Origin of the sequence: Agarivorans sp. 1_MG-2023 (genome assembly GCF_030548385.1) — a bacterium.
Lineage (GTDB): Bacteria > Pseudomonadota > Gammaproteobacteria > Enterobacterales > Celerinatantimonadaceae > Agarivorans.
This window is the reverse complement of the sequence record NZ_JAUOSJ010000002.1, coordinates 225,877-252,281: the sequence shown is the minus strand read 5'-3', so window position 1 is coordinate 252,281 and position 26,405 is coordinate 225,877. Positions and strand designations below refer to the sequence as shown.

Below are 26,405 nucleotides of genomic sequence, written 5' to 3'. Positions count from 1 at the left end.
CTTAACCTTCCTTCTCAATCTTGGTCAAACAATCACGAAGTACGCTGCCGTACTCGTATTTGCCTGGACAGACAAAGGTACATAGCGCTAAATCTTCTTCATCTAGCTCTAAACAGCCTAGTTGTTGAGCACTGTCGGTATCGTTTGACAATAAATCACGAAGCAATAATGTAGGAAGAATATCCAAAGGCATTACTCGTTCATACTGACCAATTGGCACCATCGCTCGTGAACTACCACCGGTAGTGGTGGTTAACGAGAACAACTTGCTCTTGTTTAAACCCGATACAAACAATCTCGCTAATGAGAACTTGTTCGTGCCTGGAACAGCCCAACCCATAAATTCTTTTTCGTAGCCTTCTTCAAGCGCGACGACTTGCTGATGGTAACGGCCAATAAATGCGTGCGGACCCGAAGCATGGTTGCCCATTAATACGGTACCGGAAATAACGCGGTGCTCGCCGTCTACCAATTCACCATCGATCAATTGATCAATATCAGCACCTAACTCGGTGCGAATTAAGCGAGGCTCTTTTACAACGGGTCCAGCTAAAGACACTACACGCTGGTTGTAAATTTTACCGCTTGCAATTAAGTGGCCTAAGGCGATGACTTCTTGGTAAGCAATCGACCATACCGTGCGCTGAGCACTGGCAGGTTTTAAGCTATGAATGTGCGTTCCAGGTAAGCCGGCTGGGTGAGGCCCAGCAAACACATGCTCTTGTACACGAGCCGCATCTGATTGAGGCAAGCTTTCGCTTCCCTTACATACAAATACTTCACCAGAAGTTAATCGAGACAAAACACGTAAGCCTGTTAAATAAGCACTTTGGTCTTGGTCAATAACCACTTTAGGGTCGGCCGCGAGAGGGTTAGTGTCGATGGCGGTAACAAAGATAGCAGAAGGTTCTGAGTCTACTGCGGGTACTTTGCTATATGGACGCGTTCTAAAACCGGCCCATTGGCCAGATTTTACTAACTTGTCAACAATCGTTGCGCGTTCTGCGCTATCGATTTCGGCATCGCTGAGAGCACCAAAATCGATGCTATCGCCTGCTTGTTTTTCAATAACAACAGACTGCAACACACGTTGGGCGCCACGGTTAACTTCTTGAACAACGCCAGCACAAGGTGCAGTAAATACAACGCCGGGGTTCTTTTTGTCTTCGAACAACGTCTGACCTTGGCTTACCACATCACCCACTCGAACTTTCATTGTAGGGCGCATGCCTACATAATCTTCTCCGAGTACAGCAACTCTGGTAACAATAGACGCGTCTACTATTTGCTGTTTGGGACCGCCTTTAATAGGCAGATCCAATCCTTTTTTTATTGTAATCATACTCTCTTACACATGTGTTGGGTTGGAAGACGAGCGATGATTTCCATGTAACTTTAGTACTCCAAATGAGGTAGTTAAGCTAACAAGTCTTAGACATTTAACTAACAAGCCACAGAAATCGCGAGTATTCTAGCACCAATTAATCCTATTTCTCCAAAGAAAAAGGCCAAAAATCTAACCTATTCGACTTAAGTGTTAGCGGTTTGTTAACAAACTTGTAAAACAAGTCAAGCAAGCACCAAGCAAAGCTCAAATTGCTGACAAATCACCCAATTCTGAAAAATCGAGTATTTATAGCTTATTCTAAGGTTGTAGGATCCAATTCCACTTGATTGTACTTAAGCACCCCAAATTGGAATCGTTGATAACTATTGAGAACCTTTTCAAAAAAACGATCCTGCTGAGCTAACTGTTGGATCACCTCAACGCTGTAGTCTTTTAATAAAGCGAGCACGTCATCGGGAAAAGCAACAACTTCCACTCCGTGCTCGTTGGCCAGCACATTTAATGCTTCTATATTGTAGACCACATATTCATTGAGGGTTTCTTGATTAACCACTTTCGTGGCGTTTTCAATTATTCTCTGTAAATCAACAGGCAAGGCGGCAAAAGCGTCTTGATTAACCACAAACTCTAAGGTGGTACTTGGCTCATGCCAACCAGGGTAATAATAATATTTAGCCACTTTATGAAAGCCAAATGCCAAGTCGTTATATGGCCCAACCCATTCAACGGCGTCAAGTTCACCAGATTGTAGTGCGGTATACAGTTCTCCTGCGGGAAGATTAGTGGGCAAGCCCCCCGCTAATTCGAGTACTTTCCCGCCTAAACCAGGGATGCGCATTTTGAGTTGCTTAAAATCGTTAATCGAAGTGACTTTTTTGTTATACCAGCCGCCCATTTGTGCGTCGGTATTACCACCAGGAAAGGGAATTAAGTTATGCGGGGCATAAAGCTCCTGCCAAAGCGCTAAGCCACCACCTAAATACAACCAAGCATTAAGTTCTTTAGCGCTCATACCAAAAGGCACTGAACTAAAAAATACCGCTGCCGGCAACTCATTCTGCCAATAATAGGCCGCGCTATGGCCCATTTCAGCATCCCCCGCAGACACAACTTTAAATACATCCAGTGCTGGGTATAACTCTCCGGCACCATATACTTTGATGTCTAAGCGGCCATTGCTCATGGCTTTTACTTCTTCTGCGAAGCGGTCGGGAGCGGAACCTAAACCGGGTAAATGCTTAGGCCAGGAGGTGATTAAGGTCCAACTGTACTCGGCTTTTTGCTGCTGAGGATCAGCTCCCTGCTGATCAATACAGCCAACTAACAGCCAAGTTAGCACAAGCACTTTTATTACTATCCGCATTAAACATTCCTTATTTGATGCAGCAATGAGGTCAATCTACTAAGCCTTAGCTTCCGCCGCGGCATTTTGGCGAAGCTGGAGCATTTTGCTGTTCCGCCCATTGGCTCGGCGTATAAGTGTGCATAGCCAAGGCATGAATATCATTTTGTAATTCATTTGCTAATAACTGGTTTACCGCTCGATGTCGTTGCAATAAGCGTTTACCTTCAAATTCGGTGCTAACAATAGTGACTTTAAAATGGCTCTCTGAACCTGCAGGTACGTTGTGCATATTGCTTTCGTTTACCACCTCTAGGTAGCTAGGCGAAAAGTGTTGCTGCAATTTGTCGGTAATCAGTGTTTCAACGCGCATTAATAGTCCCTGTATTTGGTTTAACTCAAAGGCATTGTATATCGAAACGTTAAATTGATCCTTGGCTGTTTCACTCTTAGTGCTTTGGGCAAGCTATGTTGCCATTGCTGCTGGCATAAACCATTCATAATGAGTAAATCACCACTTTCTAACAGGTACTCATGTTTACGGTTCTCAACTTTATTACGGAACAAAAACCGTCTTGGCTCACCCAAGCTTAGTGACGCAATAACCGGGCGTTCGCCCAACTGTTTTTCATTATCACTATGCCAGCCCATATAATCATGGCCGTCTCGATAATAGTTAAGCAAAACACTATTAAACTGTTGCTGGCATTTGTGCTGCACCGCCAACTTTATAGGCATTAAAAAACTTGGCCAAGGAGTAGGTGCTCGCCACTCTCCGGAGTAACGATAAGCCGTGTTGGCGTCGCCAATCCACAGAGATAAACGGGGTTCGAGGCAGGTTTTGCCAAATATTTTAATCTGATGCTGCTGCCAAGGTAATTTATGCAAGATGTGTTGGTATGCTAAGGCGCTGGCCTCAGAGTTTAACCATTGCCGGTGATGGACAATTTCTTTGGTGGCGATATCTTCTGCGAACAGCACTTATTACAACCTACATCCATAAGGGTGTTGCTTTAGTTTAGCCCTCAACTTAGTTACACTGCTGCCACTATTCAAGGCCTGCACGTTACAAATCCAATATGAGTCAAGATTTGCAAATAAACTCGCTCAGTTTGAGCTTATCACGTTACCCCAAAGACGCGGCTAGCGACTTGCGAGCATGGAATGCGGCTGACGAACTTCTGATTGAATTCGCCGCTGAGCTTTCAACTATTCCACAACATATCTTAATCATTAATGATGAATTTGGAGCCCTAGCGTGTGCCTTACTGGCTCACCCCAATTTTACTAATAGCCACATTAGTTGGATAAGTGACTCATTCATTGCGCAACAAGCACTTGCACAAAATCTACAGGTAAACGCGCTAGATGCGAGTCAGCGTTTAACCCTGCTCTCTAGCACCGACACCATGCCAAAGGCTGAACTGGTACTAATGCGTTTACCCAAAAGCCTAAATTACTTAGAGCACCAGCTGATTGGCTTACAACAAAGCTTGAGTAACGATTCGCAGTTGGCATGTGGTGCTATGGTAAAAGGTTTGCCTAAATCGGTATTTGGCTTATTTGAGAAGCACATTGGCAGTGTGACGACCTCACTGGCCAAAAAGAAAGCTCGTTTGTTGTTTGGCCATTATGCAGGGGCAGAGTCTGCAGCGCTTTACCCTAAAGCTTGGAACATTGCTGAATACAAATGGCAGTTAAATGATCACGCCAATGTGTTTTGCTTTGGGAAATTCGATATTGGCACGCGCTTTCTATTAGAAAATTTCCCTCAAGGTGAATTTGAATCGGTGATTGATTTGGGCTGCGGCAATGGTTTATTGGGTTTACATGCTTTAAGCCTATACCCCAATGCCCGAGTTAGCTTTTGTGATGAATCAGCGATGGCGCTGGCTTCTGCCAAAAACAATGTGGCGCTAAACCAACCAGAACACCTGACTCGCTGTAGCTTTAATCACGATAATGCACTGCAGCATCAAGCAGATGAAAGCGCTGATTTAGTATTATGTAACCCACCCTTTCATCAACAAAACACCATTTCTAGCCACATCGCTCAGCAAATGTTCAAAGACGCCAAGCGCTGTTTACGCGCTGGCGGCAAGCTAATTGTGGTGGCAAATAGACACTTAGGTTATCACCCACTATTAAAATCTTACTTTGGTGGTTATAAGTTACTGGCGAGCAATAACAAATTTGTTATTCTGAGCAGCACTAAGCGTTAATCAACCCATTAAGGTGAACAACTTGAAAAGCCCGTTTTTGTTGCCCGCCCTGCTGTTAGGCGGTGTATTAGGCCTTAGTGCCTGTAGCAGCCAGCCTCAGCAAGTACAGTTACAACCCACGGTAAATCTCGATTCGGTCGCTCAGCATTCGATCATAGCGGCAATAAAATCGCAGGATCTACGCAGCAACCGCTTTTTAATCAGCATTCATCAAGACGGTGAAGAGCAGGCTCAGTTAATTGCCAGCGGCAGTAACTTGCGCCAAAGCATTGAGCAACAACTATCAACCTCTTGGCAGCAGCAAGGTGTGGGTTTTGTGCCCGATTCGCCAAACTTAATTACCATTGAGCTGCTTGAGCTTGCCAGTAAGGTAGAAGAAAGCAGTGTAAAACACGCCGCTACCTCTACTATGCGAATTAAGGTCACGGTAGACACGCCGCATAAGACCTTAGCTAAACAATTTCGCTCAACCCACACCAACGAGGGGGCGTTTTCGGTAAATGTAAATAAACAAGCCGACGCCATGAGCCAACAACTTTCAGAATTATTGACACAAATCGCCAGCGACCCGCAACTTATTGAAGTATTGGAGTATCAACTATGACCTTGGGAATTTTTCGCACTAGCCTTTTTGCTTTAGCCTTTGCCGCACTTAGCCTACCCGCTGCAGCTCAAACCTTAAAGTTCATCACCAATCAAGGTGAGTTTGAGATGGAACTTAAGCCTGAAGCTGCCCCCAAAACCGTCACTAACTTTATGCGTTACGTAGAAGACGGCAGCTATAAAGGCACCTTATTTCACCGCACTATTCCTGGCTTTATGGCACAGGCAGGTGGTTTCTCAATCAACTATGAAAAAGTAGACAGCTACCGCCCTGTTGAAAACGAATCTAAAACTGGCCTTAGCAATAAACGCGGCACAGTAGCAATGGCTCGAACCAACGACCCACACAGCGCCAGTCGCCAGTTTTTCATTAACGTTATCGACAATGCCTACCTAGACGGCAGCCCAAACAAGTTTGGTTACACAGTGTTTGCCGAAATCACTTCAGGCATGGACGTGGTAGATAGCATTGTAAACAAGCCGACCAAAACCGGCCCTATTCCAGGCATGCGCAATGTGCCAGTAGAAAAAGTGATTATTGAAGATGTAATCGTGGTTGGCGAAGCGCAACCTTAAGTAAGCCTTAACCTCAACTGAGCATTACATGAACTCATCGCTAAATTGGTCACAAACCTTACGCTCTTACTTAGATAAGAGATTGCTTTGGGTATTTATGCTCGGTTGCGCCAGCGGATTCCCGTGGGTGCTTATTGGCTCAAACATGTCGGGCTGGCTAACCGATGCCGGCCTTTCTCGCTCAGCGATTGGCTTTTTTGGCTCTGTATTTACCGTTTATGCCATTAACTTTTTATGGGCACCTTTGGTTGATAGGGTCAAACTGCCTATCTTGCATAACTGGCTAGGTCAGCGTCGCAGTTGGATTTTTCTCTGCCAAAGTATTGTGTTGCTATGTACCTTTGGCATCGCTCAATTTGATCCCGCTAAAAGCCTAATGTTCACCTCGATGTTAGCGCTGTGTATTGCCACTGCGTCATCTACCCAAGATATCGCCATTGATGCTTACCGCATCGACAGTTTTTCAAGCAGTGACTCACATCGCTTACCGCAAGCCTCGGCTATGGCGGTGATTGGTTGGTGGACTGGTTATTCACTGCCTGGCTATTTAGCCTTTGTGAACGCAGACCAAATTGGTTGGAACGGCGTATACCTTGGCATGTGCTTTATTGTTGCTTTGTTAATGTTATTTACGGTGTTAGTAAAAGAGCCCACCACTAACCGTGATGCCCTGCAACAACAAGCCGAACTGCGCCACGCCCAATACCTTGGCACAAAATCCCCCTTGGTTGCGTGGCTTACCGTTACCGTAGCCGAACCCTTCTTAGACTTTTTCCGCCGAAATGGCGTAAGAGTAGCGATCACTCTGCTGCTATTTGTATTTCTATTTAAGATTGGCGAAGCCTTTTTAGGCCGCATGTCGATTACTTTTTACCGCGAAGTGGGTTTTAGTAACGACCAAATTGGCCACTATTCAAAACTAATTGGCTGGGGTGCAACGGTGGTATTTACCCTCGTCGGCAGCGCCTTTAATGTTCGTTTTGGCATTATTAGAGGGTTGATTTTAGGCGGGATAGCTATGTCGGCCAGCAACTTAATGTTTGCTTGGATAGCCTCGGTAGGGCCAGACGAACAGCTGTTTCTAGCCACCATTATCGTGGACAACTTTACCAGCGCCTTTGCTACCGTAGCTTTTGTATCGTTCTTAACCGTATTAACTGGGCAAGCCTTTTCGGCCACTCAGTATGCCTTGCTAGCAAGCTTAGGAAACTTAGGCCGCACCACTCTCGCCTCGTTTAGCGGCAGCTTGGCGGACTTCCTTGATTCGTGGCCGCTGTTCTTTATTTTAACCGCGGTGATGGTGATCCCAAGCTTATTAATGCTAATAAGCTTACGCGGCTATTTCACAAAAATACTGCAGCACAACCAAAACAGTAAAAACAACACTTAGTCACCGTTAGTGCTATAGGCAGACAAGCGTTTCAGCAACAGTTGTTTAATGTTTTCGGTGGGGGCTTGCGCCAAAGCTAACTCCGCGTTGTTAGTGGCTTGGACTATTTCGCCGCAGCGATATTGTAAGTCTGCCAATACAGCAAACCAGTGATAGGAACGCTCTAGCCAAACAGGGAAATTAGCCGTATTAAGTACCCGTAAACCTTCGGCTGCGCCTAGCCACTCCGCTATAGCTATCGCTCGATTAAGAATATGAAAGGGTGAAGGGGCTATTTGCTCAAGCAATTGATAGCCCAGCACTATTTTTTGCCAATCGGTTTGCTGGTAACTCGGCGCTAAACAATGTTCTGCTGCAATCCCCGCCTCCACATGATACCGAGACAAACTCTCACCACTCGCAGAACGTTGCAAGTAAGCTAAGCCTTGGCGGATTTTTTGTTGGTCCCACAGCGTGCGATTTTGCTCTTGCAATAACACCAAGCCTTGAGCGTTTTGCCTAGCCTGAATCCGCGAAAAGTTAAGTAGCATTAACGCCAATAACGCGTCAGTTTCAGGGCTGCTACCGATTGTACTTTTCGCTAGGGCTTGGCCTAAGCGAATCGCCTCTTCACATAAATCATGGCGAATGGCTAAATCCTTATGTGATGACAAATACCCCTCAGTAAACATCAAATAAATCACTCGGTGCACAGCAGGTAAACGGCTCGCCATGGTAGAAACGTCAACACCATCAAGCTCTATTTCCTGAGCCTGTAAGTAGTGCTTGGCTCGGCTATAGCGTTTATAGGTATTTGCCTCACTAATAAACAAGCGGTAGGCAATTTCTTCAATGCTAAAACCACACAAGCTTTTTAAAGTGAAAACCAACTGCGATTCAAGCGCTAAATCCTCATCACAGCTGATAAACAGCATCCGCAGCAACGCATCATTTAACTCTCCACTTAAGGGCGTGTCTTCGGGAGGGGTTGATTGATGATCTAACTGCTCATGTAAGCTAGTTAGTTTTTGTAGCTTAAGTTGATTGCCTTGAATCTCAGACAATGCATGCCGATAAGCCACCTGATATAACCAAGCTGAAGGCTTAGTTGGAGGCTTGGTTTTTGGCCAGTGTTCCAAGGCTTGGGCCATCGCCCATTGCACCGCATCATTAGCCATATCTAGATGCTGCATACCTAATCGTCGCACTAATAACGCCACGAGCTGCCCATACTCGTGGCGAAATAGATGCTCTACATGAGCATCTATTTTCACAGTGCGTTTATTTCTCTAATTTCAATACTCACACTGCTGCTTTCCACCATTGGGCTGGCTTGTATTACCGCAATCGCGGCTTCCTTATTAGCCGCACTAATCAACATATAGCCGCCAATCACTTCTTTAAGCTCTATAAAAGGACCATCTTTTACACTGTCGTGACGCACTACCGCCCCTTCGCTGCCTAGCTTACTTCCCATATCAACAATATTATCGGCAAATTTAGTTTGCCAAGCTTGGTACTTGGCATACATCACTTCCATATCTGAAGGTGACGGCTTTTCACAACCCTCGGCATTGTCACTGCGCAGCAGACACATATATTGTTTATTGCTCATCGTTACTCTCCTTGATGCTAATTGAGCCAGTGGAACAAACTCCTCTGACATTACTATGACGCATCACCCAGACAAAGTTGGACACTTTAGTAAAAAAACTTCAGATATAGGGGGTTGGCAGACTAAGATTTATCACAAAGCACATACGCGCAAAGTTGATGAGGGAGTGACTCGTGTTAGTCAATAACCTCCGAAAAAAGAAGCGCTTAACGACGGTAAACGCTATATAGACCGCCAAGCTAAAGTCTTTAAGTTTTACTAAATTTGAATATGAATATGGTCGTCGTGCCTTACAGATTTACAACCATGAAACCGAATTCTCGAGTCATCTAAATGTAAGCGCTCAACTAAATGCGGTTCAATAAATATCTTACTAATGGCTGTGTTCTTTAACAGGGTTTCAATTAGCTGCTTATTGTACTGATTAGAAAAGCTAAGTTCGGGGTAGCGCTGACCCAAAGTGAGATACCGCGAATAGTTATATTGAAAATACCCATTCTCTCTGCAAAAGGCGCTGGTATTTGTTTCATCTAAACCCGGCCACTCAAACACTCCATAACCACTTACAGAAGGCGTAAAATGGCTCGGTTTGCCATATCCATCCTGATAAACATAGCTAAGGTCAATTTTCCTGCCGTCGTTATGGCTTAGGTGAGGCAATAAAGGAAAACGATTTAAAAAAGGGAAATTGGCATCCAAAATATTCAGACTTAAAGCGGGTTGTTGTTGCGCCAAATTGCCGGCTATTTCAATTAGCGCATTATTTAGCTCTGGCACAACATAATTTCTGTTCAAGCCCACCGTTAACCACATATTTAGTGGCTTAACATTGGTTAAATGTACCACCGATTCTCTGCCAAATAACGGTGCGACATAAGGCACAACAGCTACCGTAAGTAAGGCATACATCGCCAAATTGATAGCAAAGGCATAATAAAGCTTAGTGATTTTGCTCGCACGACAAAGCAACATAGAAAGCAAATAAGAAATAGCCCCAACTTGCGTAACAATAGCTAAACCCAAACACACTAAAAACCGCACAAAAAATTTCACGCTATCACGACCCTATTCACTTACTTTGGCTTCCTTCCAAGAAAATATACCTTAGCATCCAACGGCTTAACATTCATCGCACTAGCCACATAAATAGCGACTTAAGCCATACAATCCCCTATAAATACAAAAAGCCGCACAAGGCGACTTTTAATAAAGAGCGAAACACACGTTAACTTTAGTCTCGAAAGTTCTCAAATTGGAACGGCTGATCAAATTCACCACTGCGCACTAGCGCCATGGCTGCTTGTAAGTCGTCGCGCTTCTTGCCGGTAACACGTACTTGTTCACCTTGAATAGACGCTTGTACTTTAAGCTTGGCATCTTTAATTTGCTTAACCACTTTTTTAGCGGTGGCTTGGTCGATACCATTTTTAAAATTGACCACTTGCGAGTGAGTTTTACCACTGCGAGTCACTGATGCTAAATCAATCGACTTGGCGTCAACCGAACGTTTCACTAAAGTGCCACGTAAAATATGCAGCATTTGGTTAAGTTGAAACTCAGCTTCAGCAGTCATTTTTACTGACTCGTCTTTATACTCAAAACTGGCTTCTACACCACGAAAATCAAACCGTGTTTCAAGCTCACGAATCGCGTTGTCACAGGCGTGACGAACTTCGTTAGCATCAATCTCAGAAACAATGTCAAATGAAGGCATGTTTTCTATCCCCTTAAATTTGGCTTATGCGAAAATGCTTGCATTATACCTGTGCTATCCGAAAATGCATGCTTCGGAGTATCTGGACAATAGTAATCTTAGATAAGCCAAGACTGAACCATTTCTAACAAAGAGTAACAAGCAATAGTGAAACAACGCAGAGCATTTTTTCGCGGGTTGTTGTGGGCAAGCCTACTTGGTATTTTTGTATTAGCCCTATGGCCAATGCACATAGTTGGCCCGATAGCGCACTCCGATAAACTGCTGCACCTAGTATGCTTCTTTGGTTTAGCCTGGCTGGCACAACTGGCCGACTATAGTTACCGAGAACTAGCCCTTGGTTTATTACTTTTTGGTGGGTTCATCGAACTGTCGCAAGACTTAAGTAGCTACCGGCAAGCTTCTTGGTTAGATCAATTGGCGGATATACTGGGCGTAATAAGCTATTTAGCCTTAAGCCGACACTCAAGCATACAAAAGGTGAACCGATGTATCACTGCGCAATAGTTGGCGCTGGCGCTGTCGGCGGCTTACTGGCGGCACTGTTGAGCCAACACAGTAAAGTGTGTTTTGTTGACCCGCGTATCGCCAGAGAAAGCAGCCTAGCGCTTACTTTAACGCCTTTTTCTGCCGACAATAGCACCCAGCTACGCACTCGCTTGCCACTACTCAATACCATACCTAGCTGCCGCTGGTTAATCATATGCGTAAAAGCTCATCAAGTGGCCAGCGCAGTGGCCGCTCTTACTATTCCTGCTGATTGTAAGGTTATCTTAATGGTGAATGGTTTAGGCGCGCATCAAGACCTAATTAATCAACTTAATCCCGAGCAACTCTACTTAGCCAGTAATACCCATGGCGCATTAGTATTGAGTAAAAGCCAACAAGCCCTGCACATTAAACATACCGGCTTAGGTAAAATTGATCTGGGTAGCTATTTAGGCAGCGCTGAACCTGATGAGCTATCACTGCTGAACGAGGCCTTAGCGCCTCTACACTGGCATAACAATATCTACCCAGCACTATGGTTAAAACTGGCCATTAACTGCTGCATAAATCCGCTTACTGCTATTCACAATTGTCCAAACGGAGATCTGTTAAATAGCCATTACCAACAAACACTAGAAGCCCTATGCCAAGAGCTTAGCCTAGTAGCAGAGCGCGAGGGAATTACGCTCAGCGCAGAGTATTTACTACAAACAGTGCACTTAGTGGCACAAAACACCGCCGCTAACTATTCTTCAATGCATCAAGATATTCATCATCAACGAACTAGCGAGATTAACTACATAAATGCTTATGTGTTGCAACGCGCCAAACAGTTTCAACTGCACTGCCCTTACAATGAAAAAATGTTAGAACAGATTAAAAAACTGGAGCAACAATATGACTAAAGTGATGGTAGCCATTGCACCCGGCAGTGAAGAAATTGAAGCCGTAACGATTATCGACGTATTACGCCGAGCCGATATAACGGTGGATGTGGTAAGTGTTTGCCCTACAGCTAGCTTAGAGATATGCGCATCTCGAGGAGTGAAGCTGCTTGCCGATGTACACCTTAATCAGATAGACGCCTCAGCTTACGATATGTTGGTATTGCCAGGAGGAGTGCCTGGTAGTGAGGTTTTTCGTGATTCGGTTCACTTGATTGAGATACTAAAAAACCGCTCCAATACTCAATGGCTAGCGGCAATATGTGCTGCGCCAGCACTTGTGCTCGCATCTCACGATTTACTTGGGGAAGCTCAAGTAACCTGCCATCCCGGCTTTCAAAAAGATCTGCCTAAACAACTATTATCCACACAGCGAGTGGTAGTCGATAAAACTCATCAATTAATAACCAGCCAAGGCCCAGGAACAGCCCTCGAATTTAGTTTGGCATTAGTCGCGCAATTAAAAGGGCAAGATTGCGCAAACGCAGTAGCGGCGCCAATGGTACTTGCTTAGATATAAATTCTTATATCAACCAAATAAAAGCCATGCTCAGCATGGCTTACACTTAGTATGGGCGATTACCTTATTGGCAAACCGCGCCAGTTATTGCCGTAGCATTACCCGCTCCGCTTCCAGTAAAGCCAAATTCTACACTTTCGCCAGCGGCGATGGTGCCGTTCCAACCAACGTTAGACGCTGTATAACCTTCTGCAGAAACCAGTGTAGTATTCCAAGAACTGGTCACCGTTGAACCATCACTGTAACCCCAGCTCACTTCCCATCCGTTAATCGCTTCGCTGCCATTATTGGTGATTGTGACTGCACCTTGGAATCCACCATCCCAGCTATTGACGACCAAATGCTTACAGGCCGCGTTAGGATCCACCGGGTCCGTTGGGTCCGTTGGGTCCGTTGGGTCCGTTGGGTCCGTTGGGTCCGTTGGGTCTGTTGGGTCTGTTGGGTCTGTTGGGTCTGTTGGGTCTACAGGACCATCAACCAAGCCGCCAGAACCTGCAGGAATATTCAGACACATTGTGTAACCCACACAGCTTCCACCATTTTCTTGTGAGTGACCACCATCTTCATATAAACAAACAGGAATGATGGTGCCATAAAAGTCGCACTGTTGAATCACAGGCAGCTCTTGTCCATCAAACACCGAGGCTAAAGTAGACGTTTGTTTAATCCCATTAATGCCGTTGAATAAACGCTCACCCCAAGGAGTTAACTTACTTGCATCAAAATTAACTGTCATATCCAATTCAAAGGTACCGGGGGCAGTGTTGCCAGACCACGACCAGCCGAGATAACCAATACTATACTCTTCAGCGACCGCCAAAATAGCATCTTCATCTACGTCTTGACCTTGATGATCCATACCAAATTCGCCAACAATCAACGGCATGTTATGACGAGTTAGGAAGGTAGATACATAAGATTCGATTTTCTCGCGATTTTGGTAAACCTGGTACATATGCACACTAAACATGATGTTATTTAGCGTATCAGCCGATGCGACATCTGAGGCATGATCCAGCATAATTTCTTGCCAATCTTGTCCCCAGTTCGCGGCATCTACCATCAAGGTATGAGTGAAGCCGGCATCACGTAGTGTGGTAATCGCTTGCTTATGTTCACTCACATAGGTTTCTGCGGGAACGTTATTGCCAAATGGTTCGTTAGCAATATTGATGATAACGTAGTCTTCTTCGCCCTTTAATACATCGGCCAACTCCACCCAGTAAGCGGCGGTGATTTGCATTTCTCCAGCTTCCGCTTTCTCACCCGAGCCGGTGACATCATGCACTTCTAGCACACATACCAAGCGGTTTAACTTACACATTTTTACCACTTTGGCGACATCGGCGGCATCGTTTTTAGCAAACTGCTGGCCATCACTCAGTACCACTCGCACTGTATTTGCGCCGGCTTCAGCAATATCGCGAAACGCACCTTGGCGATAGTTGTACCAAGCATGTGCATGGTTAACCCCGCGCATGATAACCGGCTTACCATTGCCGTCTAATAGCTGAGTGCCCGAGGTAGTAAAACCCGCCGAAGCAGAAAAGCTAAGGCCAGCTACTGTAGCGACTAAACTCAACATCCCAGCTTTGATAATTGTTTTTATTGCTGCTTTTTCTGTTCTAAGACCAGAAGACAACAGCCATTCCCTTGTGTTGTAGCGTTTCATAGTTACTCCATATTGTTGTGTTATAAGTTGAAAAATAAGCCAAAAACCCTATTGATCAATTAAACAATAATGACTAATTTACATTTCGCATGAAAAACTAAAGGTTTCATACCGCTTTCATCAAATAGCTATGCTTAGGTCTTAGTTTGATTAAAAGTTATAAATGCTTTCTTGATTATTTGTATTATTGTTAGACCTAAATTAATTGACCGTGATAACGCGCTTATTCCCGCTTGTTGCTAATATTCGAATCCAAGCAACAAGCCGGTTTAGTCGTCAACGACATTTACTCAAGAATGGTTCTGGCGTTGATCGCTTGCAACGGACGGTTGTTTGGATGCTGCATAAGCGCGGTAAAATCGTCAATTTGTTGTGTAGAGGCACTTACTGGGGACTTAAGTACTATCCATCTCACACCTTCTGAACAAGGAGGGGTTGTTAGCGAACCATTAAAACGGTAATAATCTTGCTGACTTGGCCACAGCGCTAAGGCGTTCACCACCTGACTTAATTCCGCTTGTTCGCCCGCATTCTTAGGCATTTTGGCCCACACTTTACTCAGCTCTTGGTTAGCCTCACCTTGCTCAAACATTAATGCCACAACCGCTAAGTTTCCTTGCTTGTCTGCATGAACAAAGTGCGCCTCTAAGGGGTAAGACTGGCCCTTAACAGTATTTTCACTAGGAGAGTGGAAATGAAACTGCTTTAACTCAAACTCATGGCCATCCAAACCTAGGGTGCTGCCAGCTGCGTAGTTAACTTGAATAGTATGACCGTTATTAACTACCGCTTCGCCGGCGGGTTTATAGGCTACGGTAAGGCTTTCTAACTCACCTTTAATTGTATGACTTATATCAACGGGTGATTGATTTTTACCACCTGCGCAAGTGGCAAATTCTGGGGCTAGCTCACCCCAATGCGCGGGGCCCTGATGACCAGAGTATGACCAATGAGCGCTTTCTTTAGCTCCTGCTACTGTCGATACACTAATTAAAGATCCCGCTAAAATAACGTTTAAGATTTGCTTGTTCATTTCTTGCTTCCTTCAAAAATGGAAAACTCACTACTCGATCCGAATGGATACGAGTAAGAGGAAACAAGGTTTTAACAGCCTAATGACTATTGAATCAATATAGAGGTGAGAATAATGACTAAATTAATTATAACAGGTGTAAAAAAAGCCTTACTAATGTAAGGCTTAACATGGTTTATAGTTTTACTCGCTTAGCGTAATTATCGGTAATTCATCCCAAATTTTAGCCTCGTCCTCTGCGCCACCAGAAAAGTTCCAAGGTCCCGTTTCAGGATTTAATGGGCGATAAACTGCCGACAAACCGTCCAGATCCCAAGTGCTAAGATAGAAACGAATGCCATTTAAGCTGCTTGGTCGGGCTAAAGCCTCACTAGCAAAATCTAAATAAATCGTTTGCTGCTCCTTATCCACGGTGACAATAGGGGCTGGAGTCACTGCTTCACCCCAAGTATTTGCGTCAGCTCCATCGGCATTGTAAATCGAACTCTGCCAACCAAATATCACCGCATTACGATTCCAGGTACCGCTTGGCATGGTGGCGTTTATTTTAGGTAGTACACTTTGACTAGTCCCTTGATCTTCAGGTAGATCAATAAAGATAGAAAAACCTACATGATCAAACCCATTCGGTGGTAACCAAGTGTCGGTAAGCTTATCCATCACTAGTTTGATACGAACATTGCTGCCCACCGAATAAACTTCGGCTTGGTTAATCGCTAGCTGGCTATTTACTTTGTCAAAACTAGGATCGCCAGGTAGCGAGTAACTGCCATTTGGCCCGCCACTCCCTTCTGCGACATCACCGCTATCGTCAATACTAAAATCAGGGGTATTCGACCACGCCAAGTCCGAAGTAAAGTGCACATCAGCGAGGCCAGCCTGTTCCTTAGGGGAATAAATAGCAAAACGATGCGATTGTTTACCAATAGCAAAGTGACGAGTAGATAACAAACTTGTCCATTGCCCACTTTGGTCTGCTTTAATATCAGTGGCGTTTGCTAAGTTACCGTTTACCACTAACTGCAATTTAGCATTGGGCTCGGCACTACCGCTCACTACTGTGTCTTGGGTAATGGTTCGATCCGCCCAATCATCATCTAAGCGAATACCTAAGTCGGGGGTATTAACCGCTGCTGTTTGCTGGGTTTTAAAATAAATAACTGCTGCCTTTGCGGGTAACTCAAGGCTAACTTCGCCATTAGCATCGCTAACTAAGCCTGCTGGTGCTTGCAACCAATTGGCCTGCAGCTGTTGCTCAAATACCGTCCCTTCTGGTTGTTGCAAGTTTAAGCGATTAAGCAACATAGGCGCATTTGCCGTATTCATTACCACTAAAACTTCTTCGTCGCCCAACGTTCGAATAAAACTAAATACGCCTGCTCCCGATTTATCACTGGCTATTACCTTAATATCGCCACGCGTCATCACCGCATTTTGTGTACGCAGTGCGGCTAGCGCTTGAATGAACAAATACATTTCACTATTTTGCTCAAAGGAGTCTTTAGACTCACCGTCATCACGATAACCACCGTCAAACATCGCATCACGGCTAGCACTCATCGCTTGCTCGGTGCCTTGGTAAATAACCGGGATCCCCGGAATAGATAACATAGTGATGAGAGCCTGCTTCAAATCAGCTTGGCTAGCTTGAGACAAGAAGCGTGGCATATCGTGGTTATCAATAAAATTCGGCATTAAATAAGGGTTAGGAAACAACTCCATCATTTTTTCTAAACGAAAACGTAAGTAATCGGTTGGCTGTCCACTTGCAAAAACCCGCGTCATAGTGGTTTGCAGAGGGAAGTTGAGTAATGAGCCCAGTTGCTTGGCGTCTCCCTCACCCAAGTAACTTAGCATTTTTTGTTCACCCTCGGTGTTGTATGCCGTCGAGCTTTCAAATACTTCACCAAAGGTTAAAAACTGTTGCCGCCCGGTTTGCTCTGCTTGCGCCATTACACCATTGTCGGCATGTAGAAAATCATGCCAAAACTCATGTTCAACAAACTTCACCGTATCAATACGAAATGCATCTACCCCCACTTCTCTAATCCATTTACGGTAGCTTTGCTTCAAATAAGCCCTCACTTCCGGATCTTCGGTATTTAGATCATCGAGATCTGAAAGCTGCCAGTTTTTCTCCTGATCTGGATTATTATGATCACTAATGCTTGGTGTCCAATGGTAGCTGCCCGTGCCATCTGCTTTACAGCTATTAAGATTGAGCGGATAAGGTAAAACCTGCCCCTCGACAAGAGGATTATTGGTCAAACGAAAGCCTTCGCAAGGTTGGCTGGCGTCGTATTCCCAGGGCTTATCATAAGTGAAGTAATTACCAACATGGTTAGTCACAATGTCCTGAATTAAAAACATATTGCGACTGTGAATGTCGCTTGCCAGCGCTTGATAACTGGCGAGGTCGCCGAAGTGTTCGTCAACCTGCTGAAAATCACGCGCCCAATAACCATGATAACCGCCATAGTTTTGCTCGTTATCCCACCATTGATTAGCCACCGGAGGGGTTATCCATACTGAGGTTGCACCCAGCTGTTGAATGTAGTCGAGCTTGTCGCTGACTCCCACCAAATCACCACCACTAAATTTTTTATCCGAGCTAGGGTCAAACTCCCCTTGGCCTTGATCACTTAAACTTGGGTCTCCATTATTAAAACGGTCAATCATCAGGAAATAAATAATCTGCTCTTGCCACTCTGGTGATGCCACATGGCTGCCATTGACGACTTGAGCCTCATCATCAGAATTACAGCCACTTAATGCCAGTGCCACAGACAAAGCCAGTATATTTGCTGGCTTCATTATATTGTTACTCATTACGCTCATATCGCCTTCCATTGTGAATGATAGTGAGCCAAACAATAAAGCAAAGGCAGATGAAAAATGGTGTCACTTGGTGCCAAATACTAGGCGTTAGCATGCCAGTAAAAGCACTTTGTGAAGGCTGCAACAATTTTACTGTAGGTGAAAGGTGCTAAACCTTGTTTACATCAGCGGAGGGACAAATTGGTAGTGTTTAGGGTAGTGATGCAGTGCCAGCTCTTGGTTATATTTGTCATATAACCGAAAATGACATTGTTTTGCCAAAGCCGGAAAAGGACTGGATAAGGTCCAAACGCTATATTGCGAGTTAGTGCTTACTTGCTGTAAAGCCAGCGGTTCAGGGTGCTCGCCTAGGTAACATAGTATTTTATCTACATTAGCTATACGACACGCCAACTCGATAAACAATTGATAAGCAAAACCAGTTTTTATAATACTCAAGGTAGGCACAATATACGCGGGCGCTCCCAGCAACAGGCGCTCACTAACTAAATAATCGCGTTGCTGGTTGTCATCAATATAAGTTTCGCCGTCAACATCATAGCGGAGCCTAAAGCTCAGTGGTTGTGCCACTGGTAGGTTAGCGGTAGACCATAGCTCGGTGCCGTCTGCCAGAAAGTCATCAAAAAAAGCGGGATAGTGGCGCCAAATGCCATCTTGATCTTTGCATTCAACTGTTACCACCTTTTCAAAGGCAATATTGTCTACTTCTAACCAAACCTGCCCTTCTTGAGTATGCAACTCTCCAGGCAGCCCAATGGAGCCGCGCGCATAGTGCAAACGCACCGGTTGCTGGTTTACTTGAATACGGTTTTGTTGGCATTGCTGCCGATAAAAGCTAGGAGTAAAACTAAACCAGCGTCGAAACGAACGATGAAAATTGGACGGATCATCATAACCCAGTTTCAAGGCCACTTGAGCAACAGATAAGTGGGTATCGGCCAATAAATTAAGCGCTAAGGTTTGTTTTTCATCATCGACCAATTTAGAGAAGTTAAGCTGTTTTTCGCTTAGCCGACGCTGCAAAGTGCGGGTTGATAAACCCAGTTGTTTGGCAACAACATCAATGCTCAAGGGCTTATCAATAGCACGCTGAATGGTGCGCTTTAGCTGAGACTGTAAATCAGGTGATTCAATGGCTTGATGCTGCAGCAATAAAAAGACTTTTTTAGCAAAACTATGCAATGCAGGCTTAGCGGGCTGCGGCTCTAGCTCTTGTAAACTCACCCGGAAACATAATTTACTGGTTACCGACACCAATTCTGTTTTCACCTGCGAAGACAGACTAGCGTGTAAATCTGTTAGTAACAGCTCACTCCAAGCTGGCAGGTTTTGCTGGTCTCGAGTCGATAAGGTTAAATCAAGACTCTCATTGGATTCACTGATCTCGATATAAACATTACGTTCAAACAGAGATAAGCTTTTACTCCACCATACCAAACCTTCTTTCAGGCTCGGCGCATGACTCAGCAAGATATGTTGCAGCTGCAGCAGATCGCTTAAATGCCAATACTCTCCCGCCACGCGCAAGTGAGAATGCCCGAGTTTTTTAGCGAGGGGAGAACTTAACGCTGAGAGCTTCAAAATGCTGATTGTCGTAAAAGAAAAGTCTCATTATTCTGCATAAAAACAACAAGGTCTCAATGACTTAATTGTAAGCAACCAGCAAAGTGTGATTTATTGACAAAGTGGCTGTTGGCCGTAAACGCAGCGCTCCAACTTGGTATGAATAATCGGCTCTACCGCATTACCTTGATGAATACTGTGCAGGGTATAAATTGACTGATAGCCCATATCATAAGGAGACTGCCCTACATTTCCATGGGCTAAACCTTGAGCAAGTAGGCGCTTCTGCACCTCTAAGGTATCGCCAAAAATCAGCAGTAAGTTTTTTGAGTCTAGCGTTTTTTGGTAAGGGCTAATAATTTCGGTGTACTTAAACTCAAGGGTTTGTGGCCAAGCACCGACGGTAATCACTGCATCTAGCAATTTAGGTTCGTATTGATGTAAGCGCACCATTCTATCTAGGTTATTCAGCGATCGTAGTGCTTCGTCGTCTGAATGGATTGGGCAGCGACTGTGTTCTTCCCAGAGCTCGCTATTGCCTTTGCTGTTGAACCCTAGCCCTGCATAAACACCATTTATGCGTTCAACCAAGTTAGCAGCACCTTTATGCCCTGTTAAGATACAAAACGCACCGCCCTTTGGCTTTAAGGCCTGGGTTAAGCGGCCTAATTGAAAACCGAACTGGAAGTTGTCGGTACCAATATAGCTATAACGCAACGTGGGGTTTTGCGCTAAAGCCTGCTCAGAAAAGTCGGAATCAAAAGTCACTACCGGCACCTTATGTTGCTTAGCCAGCAACATACTGCGGTGGGTTAATACTCGCGAGTTAATCACCGACACCGAAATGCCATCAACGCCTTGTTCTATTTGCTGGGTAATAATTTGGTCTTGGTATCTCGCATCGGCTTCTTCGGGCCCGAGATAAATACATTCCACGTCTAATTCTGCAGCAGCCTGTAAACAGCCCTTTTCTACATCATCGAAAAAGGGATTGGTTACCGTTTTAGGTACCACTAAATAACGAGGTTTAGGATTAGCCGATTCGGCCATTAAAGCGCTACAGAAAAGAATTAGAAAACTAGTAATTAGAGCTTTCACTGAATCACCGCATGTGAATAAGGTTCTTCTAAGCTAAGCCAATAAAACCCACTTGGTAAAGCCAAGCTGCGCTAACTGCAACTTGGCTCACGCTTTTATGAATGCTTAATCGGCTTCATTGTATAACTTTGCAAACTCTTGATAACGAAGCTTATTTATCCCCATATCGGAGTAACCTACGCGCGATTGAGAGCGGAAATGTAAGAGTTGATTGGTTTCATCAAAATACAGTTCCACATCATCACGATAACCCACCTTGGGACTAAAAAACACAACATGCACGTAGTCACCATTACGTGACACCACTTTGTTATTTGGCATATGTGCAAAAGCGCGCAAAGCCGCTAACTGGGTACTTTTTAGATCAGCCTTAAAGGCTAAAGGCGCAACTTTTTTGTCATCTTCTTCTGCGTAGCTAGAAACGCCATTAGGTGAACTGGCTAGCGGCGCTAAACGACCAGCATTAAGCCCTAAATCACCAGGCTCTTTTAGATTCTTAAAGGTCATTAATCCCCCCACTGCCAGCACAACTATTACTAATCCCCACATAAGCATCTTCACTATCCCTCTCCCTTGGTTCGCCAAATATTGTCGTACATTCAATCATTGTTACTATAACTAAAAAAAGTAAAAAAAAAGCCACACACTTTTAAAAGTGCGTGGCTTTAATGATTTATCTGTCAGCTTTAGGCTTGTGGGCGCATCGCTGGGAACAAAATCACATCACGAATGGTATGAGTGTTGGTGAAGAGCATCGCTAGACGGTCAATACCAATACCTTGGCCAGCCGTTGGTGGTAGGCCGTGCTCTAAGGCGGTGATGTAATCGGCGTCGTAAAACATCGCTTCATCATCGCCAGCATCTTTAGCCTCAACCTGCGCCTTAAAGCGCGCATCTTGGTCTTCCGCATCGTTAAGCTCAGAGAAGCCATTCGCGACTTCACGGCCACCGATGAAGAACTCAAAACGGTCAGTGATGAAGGCGTTGTCGTCGTTACGACGCGCTAGTGGGCTAATATCTGCTGGGTATTCGGTAATAAAGGTTGGCTGAATTAGCTTAGGCTCAGCAGTCTCACCGAAGATCTCTTCAAGTAGCTGGCCACAAGTCCAGAACTTCTCTACTTCAACACCAACTGATTTAGCAATGCTAACCATGTGCTCGCGGTCTTGCACTTTGTCGTAATCTAAAGCTTGAATATCGGTGTGCTCTGGATTGTACTGCTTAATCGCTTGCAACATACTCAAGCGTGGGTAGCTACCAGCAAACTCCACTGTCTCTTCGCCATAAGGCATAGAAGAAGAGCCTAGAACCTCAACCGCTACAGTGCGCAGCATTTCTTCGGTTAGATCCATTAGATCGTTGTAGTCAGAGTAGGCCATGTAGAATTCCATCATAGTGAATTCTGGGTTATGGCGCGGCGACAGACCTTCGTTACGGAAGTTACGGTTGATTTCGAATACGCGCTCAAAGCCACCTACCACTAAACGCTTCAAATAAAGTTCTGGTGCGATACGCAGGAACATCTCTTGATCTAGCGCGTTGTGATGAGTGACAAATGGACGTGCCGTGGCGCCGCCAGGGATCACTTGCATCATTGGCGTTTCCACTTCCATGAAGTCCTTAGACTCCATAAAGCGGCGAATACCGGCTACCAACTTAGAGCGCACCTTGAAGGCTTGGCGTGAATCGTCGTTCACGATCAAATCAACATAACGCTGGCGGTAACGCTGCTCTTGGTCAGTTAAACCATGGAATTTTTCAGGCAATGGACGCAATGCTTTAGTGAGCAAAGTGTATTCGTCCATGTTCACGTAAAGATCACCTTTACCTGATTTATGCAGCGCACCTTTAACCCCAATGATGTCACCAATGTCTAGGCCGCCAATCTCTTTAAGATCTTTTTGTACTTGTTTAGGCGCGTATGCCTGAATGCGACCAGATACGTCTTGTAGCACCAAGAAAGGACCACGTTTTGCCATAATACGGCCAGCAATAGCAGCTACGTTACCAGCAGCCTCTAAATCTTCTTTAGACTGTTCGCCAAACTGTTGCTGTAAATCGTCAGCTAAGTGCTCACGTTTAAAGTCATTTGGGTGGCCATTAGCCGAGCAAGTTTCGCGAATTTTGTCTAACTTAGCGCGACGCTCTGCGATCAGTTTATTTTCTTCTTGTGCTGCTTGTTCCAGACTTTGTTCTGTTTGTTCTGACATTGTGAAAACCTTGCTCGTTACAGCCCTGACTTAAGGCTAGCTTCTATAAATTTGTCTAAATCACCATCTAACACGGCCTGAGTATTTCGGTTCTCAATGCCAGTTCGAAGGTCTTTAATCCGCGAATCATCTAATACATAAGAACGAATTTGGCTGCCCCAGCCAATATCCGACTTGTTATCTTCTGCCACTTGCTTCTCGGCATTTTGTTTTTGCAGCTCTAACTCAAACAATTTAGCTTTTAGCTGCTTCATTGCTTCGTCTTTGTTCTTGTGTTGCGAACGACCACTTTGACACTGCACAACCGTATTGGTAGGCAAATGGGTAATACGCACCGCAGATTCGGTTTTATTTACGTGTTGACCACCAGCACCGGAAGCGCGGTATACGTCAATCCGTAAGTCACCAGTATCAATATCAACTTCAATACTGTCATCAATTTCTGGGTAGATAAATGCCGACGCAAACGACGTATGACGACGTCCGCTAGAATCAAACGGCGATTTACGTACTAGGCGGTGTACACCCGTTTCGGTCCGAAGCCAGCCGTAAGCATATTCACCACTGACTTTAATGGTGGCGCCTTTAATACCAGCAACATCACCATCCGACACTTCAACTAATTCAGCTTTAAATTTATGAGCTTCACACCAACGTAAATACATACGCAGCATCATATTGGCCCAGTCTTGAGCCTCGGTGCCGCCAGAGCCTGATTGAATATCGATATAACAATCGCTTTCGTCCATATCGCCAGCAAACATGCGGCGAAACTCTAGCTTTTCTAATTGAGTAATCAGGTCTTGAGCTTCAGCCTCGGCTTCGTCAAAGGTTTCTTGGTCTTCTTCCTCTACCGCAAGCTCAACCAAACCGGCCACATCTTCTATGCCTTGAGTCAGGTTATCAATGGTTTTTACCACTAACTCAAGCGCCGAGCGCTCTTTACCTAGCGCTTGGGCACGTGCTGGATCATTCCAAATTTCGGGCTGTTCTAATTCGCGACTAACTTCTTCTAACTGCTCTGCTTTTGCATCGTAGTCAAAGATACCTCCGGAGCACTTCTGTGCGCTCTTTAATATCTGCTAGAGAATTGTTCACCGAATTAATTTCAAACATCGTGTAATGACCTGCGTCGAAGTACCAAAAACGCGCAATTTTAACCAATATAGCGGCGAATAAACATAGTTTGCCGCAATGAAAGTGTTAAATAAGCATGTTTTTTTCCTTTCAGGCCGTTAATCTAGGTTTGCCCTGCACTTACGCCCTCTAAAAGCCCATGAATTAGGCTCATCAGCCTAAGCCAAAGCGCTTAAATCTGTGTTGCTAAATGCAGCTCAGCTCTTTTAAACGAGCAGTAACACACTGAATTTATGCTTAGCCCTTAGTAAACTGCAATGACTGTTGGGATTAAGGAGGCTAAAAGCGTTATGTTTGCTTGTTGTCAGTTGCTCATAGGCAGGCTTATTGGGGGCTTAGTCTTTATAGGCTCCATCTCCAATGTATTTGCCGCAGACTACTTTGTCACTAACGGTGTTAATGCAATCAGCAACACAGTTCCAGCAGATGGCAGCCGCGCTAAACCGTGGAACAACTTACAATACGCCGTTAATCAACTGGCTGCTGGCGACCAGCTATGGGTTACTCCGGGTCAATATCACTTAAGCATCCCTGTGAACATCAATAGTTCGGGTCAATACAATCAAGCCATCACCATTAGCAGCCTGCCCGGGGAACGTGCGAACACTTTACTAATAGGTGCGGGTTTTAGCATCAAGCAGCAGAGCCACATCACCATCGAAGGTTTTACTATTCAGCAAGCGTTTAATGGTATTTACCTTGAAGGCTCAAGCGCTAAGCCTGTTAGCCATATCACGCTTCGCAACAATCATACCTTTCAAACTGTACAGTCTGGCATTGCCGTGTGGGGGGTAGCATGGCAACAAGATCCTCAGCAATACAATAACCTTAGCCAGCTAACCATCGACGGAAACATTATTCAGCAAGCATGCTTAGGCGAAGATGACAATGCCAACAATGGCTATAACGAAGCCATCACTGTGGCTAACGGGGTACACGATTTCGAAATCAAAAATAATCAGATTTTTGATGGTGGCAATCCACGCTTTGGCGGCGAAGGCATTGACTTAAAAGAAGGCGTAAAAAACGGCAGTATTCATAACAATCTTATTCATGGCTTACATCGTCGAGGTATTTATTTAGATGCTGGAGGTTTGCTGGGTTTTAGCCCGCCCTTTGTAAAGAACATTAAGATATACAACAACACAGTACATAATATTCGCGAAGCATTTAATGAGCAAAGCGAAGAACGCTTATTTGAAGGTGCCGGGGCGATGGCAATTATGACTGAAGGCAACGGCTCGGTCAGTGATATTGAGATATTTGATAACCTATTCTTTGATACCGATGAAGATGGCATTTTGATCTACCAACACCCCAAAGGTAGCGGTTTAGTGAGCAATATAGAAATCCACAACAACCACATTTATCAACATAAACGGGCTGGTATTTTATTAGACTTCGCCAGTGCAAAAAGCATTGTTATCAATCACAATTGGCTATACCGCAACAGCAGTAACCTAGCGCTTAAACAAGGCGAAAGCCAGCAACATAGTAACTTTTTTAGCGCACCTTAATGCCAGAAAACAAGGCTTAACATTGGCTATTTACTGACTAATCATTTAGTCGAAATGACGAGTTGAAACTTGCTGAAATAGCGATCTAACGTAAACTTGAAAAGACAAGCCAATACAATTTCGTCGGTTTAGTTTTAGCGGGAGGCGGCATTGCGAGAAGCACACGGTAGTATTGAGTTCGCACTGAACGGACAGATAATGGAAATTGAGGGCACCGGCCCTTGGAATCTCGAACAAATGGAAGAGAGTGGCAGCGCCGCGGCTCCCATATTGGATAAGTTGTTAGACTCTCCCTGGGCTGTATTAGCCACTTTCCATGGAGAAACCTTTTACACTGAAGATGCTGCTAATCAATTAATTGAATGGCTTAAGATTGAAAAGCAACGTGGCCGAGTAGCCACTGCACTTATCCTTACCCATGCTAGCGTACCAGAGTTAGCCAAATGGCACCTGAGCCAGATATATATTCAAGCGGGTGAAACAGTACAAATATTTATCGATAAAACCGATGCATTAGCGTGGCTAAGCAGCAAAATTACTGACTACGAGCTACAAGTACAAACCCTTACCGAAAAGCACCTTTAAGCCCCATCGC

At 44.8% G+C, this 26,405-nt stretch carries 25 protein-coding genes; 9 read left to right on the top strand and 16 right to left on the bottom strand.

What is annotated here, in order from left to right; translation table 11 throughout:
• Position 1: 1 nt before the first annotated feature.
• The 4 genes from Q4592_RS03215 to Q4592_RS03200 all read right to left on the bottom strand — a co-directional run bounded on the left by Q4592_RS03215 (position 2) and on the right by Q4592_RS03200 (position 3,671).
• Positions 2–1,342 carry a Na(+)-translocating NADH-quinone reductase subunit A gene (locus tag Q4592_RS03215; protein ID WP_303509693.1) on the bottom strand — a complete coding sequence of 447 codons (1,341 nt, stop codon included), beginning with the start codon at positions 1,340–1,342 and terminating at the stop codon, positions 2–4.
• Positions 1,343–1,640: 298 nt separating this feature from the next.
• A complete protein-coding gene (locus tag Q4592_RS03210; RefSeq protein ID WP_303509689.1) occupies positions 1,641–2,711 on the bottom strand; it encodes a TRAP transporter substrate-binding protein in 1,071 nt (356 codons plus the stop codon).
• Positions 2,712–2,757: 46 nt separating this feature from the next.
• Positions 2,758–3,063: a BolA family transcriptional regulator gene (locus Q4592_RS03205; protein WP_137672102.1), complete on the bottom strand. Its 306-nt coding sequence runs from the start codon at positions 3,061–3,063 to the stop codon at positions 2,758–2,760.
• A 20-nt stretch (positions 3,064–3,083) separates the two neighbouring features.
• Positions 3,084–3,671 carry an alpha-ketoglutarate-dependent dioxygenase AlkB gene (locus Q4592_RS03200; RefSeq protein ID WP_303509685.1) on the bottom strand — a complete coding sequence of 196 codons (588 nt, stop codon included), beginning with the start codon at positions 3,669–3,671 and terminating at the stop codon, positions 3,084–3,086.
• A gap of 98 nt (positions 3,672–3,769) precedes the next feature.
• Here Q4592_RS03200 and Q4592_RS03195 point away from each other — a divergent pair, with 98 nt between their 5' ends.
• Genes Q4592_RS03195 through Q4592_RS03180 form a run of 4 tightly spaced genes read left to right on the top strand, consistent with a single transcriptional unit; the run spans position 3,770 to position 7,481 of the window.
• Positions 3,770–4,912 (top strand): methyltransferase, encoded by a 1,143-nt coding sequence (locus tag Q4592_RS03195; RefSeq protein WP_303509682.1) that lies wholly within the window; start codon positions 3,770–3,772, stop codon positions 4,910–4,912.
• Positions 4,913–4,934: 22 nt separating this feature from the next.
• Entirely contained in the window at positions 4,935–5,516 is a 582-nt protein-coding gene (locus tag Q4592_RS03190) for a YajG family lipoprotein (protein WP_303509679.1), read from the top strand.
• Positions 5,513–6,091, top strand: coding sequence for a peptidylprolyl isomerase (locus tag Q4592_RS03185; RefSeq protein ID WP_303509676.1), 579 nt, complete (start codon positions 5,513–5,515; stop codon positions 6,089–6,091). The genes Q4592_RS03190 and Q4592_RS03185 overlap by 4 nt, the downstream gene beginning before the upstream one ends.
• Positions 6,092–6,119: 28 nt before the next feature.
• Positions 6,120–7,481, top strand: a complete 1,362-nt coding sequence (locus tag Q4592_RS03180; protein WP_303509674.1) for an MFS transporter — start codon at positions 6,120–6,122, stop codon at positions 7,479–7,481.
• Here Q4592_RS03180 and Q4592_RS03175 read toward each other — a convergent pair.
• The 4 genes from Q4592_RS03175 to Q4592_RS03160 all read right to left on the bottom strand — a co-directional run bounded on the left by Q4592_RS03175 (position 7,478) and on the right by Q4592_RS03160 (position 10,789).
• Positions 7,478–8,734, bottom strand: a complete 1,257-nt coding sequence (locus Q4592_RS03175; RefSeq protein WP_303509672.1) for an RNA polymerase sigma factor — start codon at positions 8,732–8,734, stop codon at positions 7,478–7,480. The two genes, Q4592_RS03180 and Q4592_RS03175, sit on opposite strands and share 4 nt — an antisense overlap.
• Complete coding sequence (locus Q4592_RS03170; protein ID WP_303509670.1) at positions 8,731–9,075, bottom strand: YciI family protein; 345 nt, start codon at positions 9,073–9,075, stop codon at positions 8,731–8,733. Before Q4592_RS03170 ends, Q4592_RS03175 begins: the two co-directional genes overlap by 4 nt.
• Positions 9,076–9,333: 258 nt before the next feature.
• Positions 9,334–10,128 carry a hypothetical protein gene (locus tag Q4592_RS03165; protein ID WP_303509668.1) on the bottom strand — a complete coding sequence of 265 codons (795 nt, stop codon included), beginning with the start codon at positions 10,126–10,128 and terminating at the stop codon, positions 9,334–9,336.
• Positions 10,129–10,306: 178 nt separating this feature from the next.
• Positions 10,307–10,789 (bottom strand): YajQ family cyclic di-GMP-binding protein, encoded by a 483-nt coding sequence (locus Q4592_RS03160; RefSeq protein WP_303509665.1) that lies wholly within the window; start codon positions 10,787–10,789, stop codon positions 10,307–10,309.
• Positions 10,790–10,936: 147 nt separating this feature from the next.
• Between Q4592_RS03160 and Q4592_RS03155 the strand changes: the two genes are divergently transcribed.
• The 3 genes from Q4592_RS03155 to Q4592_RS03145 are packed head-to-tail and all read left to right on the top strand — an operon-like array spanning position 10,937 to position 12,736.
• Positions 10,937–11,296 carry a hypothetical protein gene (locus Q4592_RS03155; protein ID WP_303509662.1) on the top strand — a complete coding sequence of 120 codons (360 nt, stop codon included), beginning with the start codon at positions 10,937–10,939 and terminating at the stop codon, positions 11,294–11,296.
• Positions 11,278–12,183 carry a ketopantoate reductase family protein gene (locus Q4592_RS03150; protein WP_303509659.1) on the top strand — a complete coding sequence of 302 codons (906 nt, stop codon included), beginning with the start codon at positions 11,278–11,280 and terminating at the stop codon, positions 12,181–12,183. The genes Q4592_RS03155 and Q4592_RS03150 overlap by 19 nt, the downstream gene beginning before the upstream one ends.
• A complete protein-coding gene (locus Q4592_RS03145; RefSeq protein WP_303509658.1) occupies positions 12,176–12,736 on the top strand; it encodes a DJ-1 family glyoxalase III in 561 nt (186 codons plus the stop codon). The genes Q4592_RS03150 and Q4592_RS03145 overlap by 8 nt, the downstream gene beginning before the upstream one ends.
• 70 nt (positions 12,737–12,806) lie before the next feature.
• Here Q4592_RS03145 and Q4592_RS03140 read toward each other — a convergent pair whose 3' ends face one another.
• The 8 genes from Q4592_RS03140 to prfB form a co-directional block, all read right to left on the bottom strand.
• Entirely contained in the window at positions 12,807–14,414 is a 1,608-nt protein-coding gene (locus tag Q4592_RS03140) for a cellulase family glycosylhydrolase (protein WP_303509657.1), read from the bottom strand.
• Between the two features lie 286 nt (positions 14,415–14,700).
• Entirely contained in the window at positions 14,701–15,447 is a 747-nt protein-coding gene (locus Q4592_RS03135; protein ID WP_303509655.1) for a carbonic anhydrase, read from the bottom strand.
• A gap of 183 nt (positions 15,448–15,630) precedes the next feature.
• On the bottom strand, positions 15,631–18,276 hold the full coding sequence (locus Q4592_RS03130) for an alpha-amylase family glycosyl hydrolase (RefSeq protein WP_303509654.1): 2,646 nt from the start codon (positions 18,274–18,276) through the stop codon (positions 15,631–15,633).
• 168 nt (positions 18,277–18,444) lie between these two features.
• Positions 18,445–19,866: an AraC family transcriptional regulator gene (locus tag Q4592_RS03125; protein WP_303509653.1), complete on the bottom strand. Its 1,422-nt coding sequence runs from the start codon at positions 19,864–19,866 to the stop codon at positions 18,445–18,447.
• Between the two features lie 93 nt (positions 19,867–19,959).
• On the bottom strand, positions 19,960–20,946 hold the full coding sequence (locus Q4592_RS03120; RefSeq protein ID WP_303509651.1) for a substrate-binding domain-containing protein: 987 nt from the start codon (positions 20,944–20,946) through the stop codon (positions 19,960–19,962).
• 105 nt (positions 20,947–21,051) lie between these two features.
• Positions 21,052–21,501, bottom strand: a complete 450-nt coding sequence (locus Q4592_RS03115; protein WP_303510238.1) for a DUF1499 domain-containing protein — start codon at positions 21,499–21,501, stop codon at positions 21,052–21,054.
• A gap of 131 nt (positions 21,502–21,632) precedes the next feature.
• Positions 21,633–23,156: a lysine--tRNA ligase gene (gene lysS / locus Q4592_RS03110; protein ID WP_303509650.1), complete on the bottom strand. Its 1,524-nt coding sequence runs from the start codon at positions 23,154–23,156 to the stop codon at positions 21,633–21,635.
• A 17-nt stretch (positions 23,157–23,173) separates the two neighbouring features.
• Positions 23,174–24,272, bottom strand: a protein-coding gene (prfB, locus tag Q4592_RS03105; RefSeq protein WP_303509649.1) for a peptide chain release factor 2 whose coding sequence is annotated in 2 segments (ribosomal slippage) — positions 23,174–24,196 and positions 24,198–24,272 — 1,098 coding nt in all. Because the reading frame shifts where the segments join, the coding sequence is not laid out codon by codon here.
• A gap of 278 nt (positions 24,273–24,550) precedes the next feature.
• Here prfB and Q4592_RS03100 point away from each other — a divergent pair.
• Together Q4592_RS03100 and Q4592_RS03095 are read left to right on the top strand one after the other, a co-directional pair.
• A complete protein-coding gene (locus Q4592_RS03100; protein ID WP_303509647.1) occupies positions 24,551–25,810 on the top strand; it encodes a right-handed parallel beta-helix repeat-containing protein in 1,260 nt (419 codons plus the stop codon).
• Between the two features lie 150 nt (positions 25,811–25,960).
• Complete coding sequence (locus Q4592_RS03095) at positions 25,961–26,395, top strand: hypothetical protein (RefSeq protein WP_303509645.1); 435 nt, start codon at positions 25,961–25,963, stop codon at positions 26,393–26,395.
• Positions 26,396–26,405: the final 10 nt, after the last annotated feature.